The following is a 3,370-nucleotide window of genomic DNA, read 5'->3' as shown; positions in this document are numbered from 1 at the left end:
CACCCGTTCCCATCCCGAACACGGAAGTTAAGCCCTCCAGCGCCGATGGTACTTGGGGCGGGAGCCCCCGGGAGAGTAGGACGTTGCCAGGCAGAGGCAACCGGAACAGGTCCCCGCCCAACCGGATCGGGGACCTGTTCCATTATCCCCGATGCAAGCAAAGACCCCTCCGGGATGATGCATGGAAGGCAGGACGAAGGCAGACCCGACATGGTCGGAAGCCTTTGGTTCGGGCCGCTTGGTTTTATCCCGGAAAGTCGGAAAAACCACTTGACTTAAATACGCGTCCATCATATAATGATATGCGTCGGCTTTGAAAGTAGTCCTTTGAGAACGGAAACACTGCTTCTGCTTTGGAGAGGTGTCCGAGAGGCCGAAGGAGCACGATTGGAAATCGTGTAGGCGGTAATCACCGTCTCGAGGGTTCGAATCCCTCCCTCTCCGCCACTATGTGTCCAGGCGATTGGAGTTGATCCCCCCCGCCTTGACGATTACAGGCATCCATGTTAAAATGGTTGCTGCTGTGGTTCGGTAGCTCAGTCGGTAGAGCAGAGGACTGAAAATCCTCGTGTCGGCGGTTCGATTCCGTCCCGAACCACCACTTTGTTTTGCCGGTGTAGCTCAACTGGTAGAGCAACTGACTTGTAATCAGTAGGTTGGGGGTTCAAGTCCTCTCGCCGGCACCAAAGCGTTACAGGGGCGTAGTTCAATGGCAGAACAGAGGTCTCCAAAACCTCAAATGCGGGTTCGATTCCTGCCGCCCCTGCCATTTTATCACTGACGGAATTTTTTCCGGAAGCGGTGTTCCAACTGTAACAATTCGGATTGGCCCCGTTTCAGCCATTTGTCTTCCACATCGGCATCCTTGTTTGCCGGTTCGGTGAACTGATTAAAGGTGCCGGATACCAAGCCGCTGTTGGCGTGGTCATCCATTTCGGTCTGATATTCGTGTTTAAGCACGAAGGGCCGGCCGATCCGAAGCGTTGCTTTCCGCGTTCCGATGCTGCCTTCCACAGCAGTGACCGGAATCCGGAGATAGGCCCGATGTTCCTTGTTCTCTTCCCAGTCGAGCGCTTTGTCATAATACCCGTGGTCATATTCGTAACCACCACCGAGAAAGAAACCTTCTTCGTTAAAAAGACGATCCAACTCGACAAAGGGACCTTCCAGTTCCTCTAAAACGGATTTTAAAGGGATCAATTGGGTACACTCCTTTCATGAACGTATTGTTTGTTTTTCGATCCAACTTCATTCTTCTTGTGGCGGCATAGCCAAGTGGTAAGGCAGAGGACTGCAAATCCTTTATCCCCGGTTCGAATCCGGGTGCCGCCTCCAAAAACAAGTTTGTATTCAGCGGACGTGGCGGAATCGGCAGACGCGCTAGATTCAGGATCTAGTGGTCATTGCGACCGTGGAGGTTCAAGTCCTCTCGTCCGCACCATTATGTGCCCTTAGCTCAGCTGGATAGAGCGTCTGACTACGGATCAGAAGGTCGGGAGTTCGAATCTTCCAGGGCACGCCAAAAGCACCTGTCCAAAGGGACAGGTGCTTTTTTATTTCAATTTGAGTGCCCAGAGCTTACTTCGCGAAGCACTTGCCAAAATTTTGGGTCCTCGACACCAAGGTACCAGTGGGTGACGCCGGCAATGTCGGGATGGTTTTGGATGAGGTAGGCCAGCTTGGTGTGGTACCCGGCAGCATCCGGATAATAACCGGTCCAGGTATGGGCCCCTTGTCGAATGCGGAACCAGGCCTCCCCGCTTTCGTCACGGTTGATCTTCAGTCCGTACCCGGAGATCAATCGCTGAGCCTCCCGGTAAGTCAAAGGGGCCAAGCGGTTCTTCCCCGACCAGATATATCCGTGTGCGGGAAGGCAGAGATGGATTTTCTGCGGGGGGAGTGTGCTTTTCGCATAGGTCAGGATTTGTTCCAGCCATGGAAGGGGAGCCGAAGGACCCGGCTGTTCCCAGCTGTAGTGGAATGCCATAATTTTGACACTGTCCGCCGCCTTCCCGAGACGTTCCCAGTCTTGGGCCCGCTGGAGTTGGTGTTTACTTTTGGCGGAGGTTTTGGGATGGACGGCAATGCTTAACCAACGTCCATTTTCATGAAGGAGAGAAGAGAGATCTTCGGCAAATCGGTTGAAGGCTTCCCGGTCTTTTTCCAGAAGCGGTTGAAACTGAAGTTCCACTCCGTCATAATCCTGTTCCTCCACCAGGGTTACAATGGATTCGATTAACCGTTTCCGTGCATCCGGGTGGTTCATCACCCGGTGGAGAAGAGTGGGAGAGTATTGTGATCCCACCACCGGTAAGATTCGGATTCCGTGCTCCTCCGCGAGGGTGCGGATTTTTTTGCCGGCCGGTCCGGTTGGGTGACGAAGGCCCAAGCTCCCGTCGTTCCGGATGTCGAACCAGGGGTAGTTGATTTCATCCATTCGGCCGGCTTCGGTTTTCAGGCGTTTCATTGCCCCTTCTGCCTGCCAATAAGGAAAACGGACGGAAAATTGCATGACTCGGTCGGGGACTTGCTCATCAGGGCTCAGGGGAGCTGGAGAATCTCCGGGTTCCGGCTGATCGGAGAGAGGCAGGGCTGGTGCAGAGGGGGAGGGCTCTTTGGTAAGATCGGGATTTCGCCAATTGTTATGTGGAAAACGGTTTCCCGGATGGGTTTCGGGGAGGGATTTCCCGTCCGGCGGAATCGGTTTTTTTGCCTTCTGCTTTTCCCCGGGGGAATCGGGGTCCGTGGGGTTCCACCAATCGGGCGTTCTTCCATCGGTTTTGTATCCGGGTCCGGGGGTGTCCGGCGTTGTCAATTGGTTTTCCGACCGGGGGTCAACCGTGGGATCTGTTCTTCGCGGATCCGGTTGGATTGCCATCGACCAGAAGGACCAGCCGTATATCATCAGAAACAGCAACAACAGAGGAATCCACACCCTCAGACGCTTCCGGGTTTTGTTCTGCGGCGCTGAAGCCGGCCCCGGTTGTGGATTTGAACCTTCCTCCTTCCGCTGAAGATGGTACTGGTTTCTCAACTGTTTTCCCTCCTTTCATCTTGATCCATATTTTAATCGGTTCAACCAATGATTAACAGTTTTTTGTCCAAAATCGAACTTTGGTTGAAGGAAATTTTCTTTGACTAGGACTTTTTTGCTAAATGATAAGAGGATACAAAAATATTCCCTGTTTAGAAGGTTCCTTCGCTCACTTTTTCACAATCATTCTGGAAGCGTTGTGTAAAGTGAGCGGCAGCATGTACCCAAAGCCGCTCCGGCTGCACTCACAGAGCACAAGTCTCGCCTGGGTCGCTTCTCTCCCGGTCTCGCTATGCACTCACAGAGCACAAGTCTCGCCTGGGTCGCTTCTCTCCC

At 53.4% G+C, this 3,370-nt stretch carries 2 protein-coding genes, 7 tRNA genes and 1 rRNA gene; 8 read left to right on the top strand and 2 right to left on the bottom strand.

The genetic code is table 11. The features are described from left to right. The 5 genes from rrf to C8P63_RS18585 form a co-directional block, all read left to right on the top strand. Positions 1-92 (top strand): 5S ribosomal RNA (gene rrf / locus C8P63_RS18605); the annotation flags it as partial. A gap of 263 nt (positions 93-355) precedes the next feature. Continuing rightward, positions 356-447: transfer RNA gene (locus C8P63_RS18600), tRNA-Ser, on the top strand. A 78-nt stretch (positions 448-525) separates the two neighbouring features. Further along, positions 526-601 (top strand) — tRNA-Phe (locus tag C8P63_RS18595). Between the two features lie 9 nt (positions 602-610). After that, positions 611-686 (top strand) — tRNA-Thr (locus tag C8P63_RS18590). Positions 687-695: 9 nt separating this feature from the next. Continuing rightward, positions 696-769: transfer RNA gene (locus C8P63_RS18585), tRNA-Trp, on the top strand. 5 nt (positions 770-774) lie between these two features. Here C8P63_RS18585 and C8P63_RS18580 read toward each other — a convergent pair. Beyond that, positions 775-1,200 carry a YugN family protein gene (locus C8P63_RS18580; RefSeq protein ID WP_108026882.1) on the bottom strand — a complete coding sequence of 142 codons (426 nt, stop codon included), beginning with the start codon at positions 1,198-1,200 and terminating at the stop codon, positions 775-777. A gap of 61 nt (positions 1,201-1,261) precedes the next feature. Here C8P63_RS18580 and C8P63_RS18575 point away from each other — a divergent pair. From C8P63_RS18575 to C8P63_RS18565, 3 genes are all read left to right on the top strand, one after another. After that, positions 1,262-1,335 (top strand) — tRNA-Cys (locus tag C8P63_RS18575). Between the two features lie 18 nt (positions 1,336-1,353). Next, positions 1,354-1,441 (top strand) — tRNA-Leu (locus C8P63_RS18570). Between the two features lie 4 nt (positions 1,442-1,445). Next, positions 1,446-1,522 (top strand) — tRNA-Arg (locus C8P63_RS18565). A 36-nt stretch (positions 1,523-1,558) separates the two neighbouring features. Here C8P63_RS18565 and C8P63_RS18560 read toward each other — a convergent pair. Then, positions 1,559-3,034, bottom strand: a complete 1,476-nt coding sequence (locus tag C8P63_RS18560) for a glycosyl hydrolase family 18 protein (protein WP_108026879.1) — start codon at positions 3,032-3,034, stop codon at positions 1,559-1,561. Positions 3,035-3,370: the final 336 nt, after the last annotated feature.

The organism is Melghirimyces profundicolus, from assembly GCF_003054245.1.
Classification (GTDB): domain Bacteria; phylum Bacillota; class Bacilli; order Thermoactinomycetales; family DSM-45169; genus Melghirimyces; species Melghirimyces profundicolus.
Note: the sequence above shows the minus strand (reverse complement) of the source record. Positions and strands in the feature narration are given on the sequence as shown.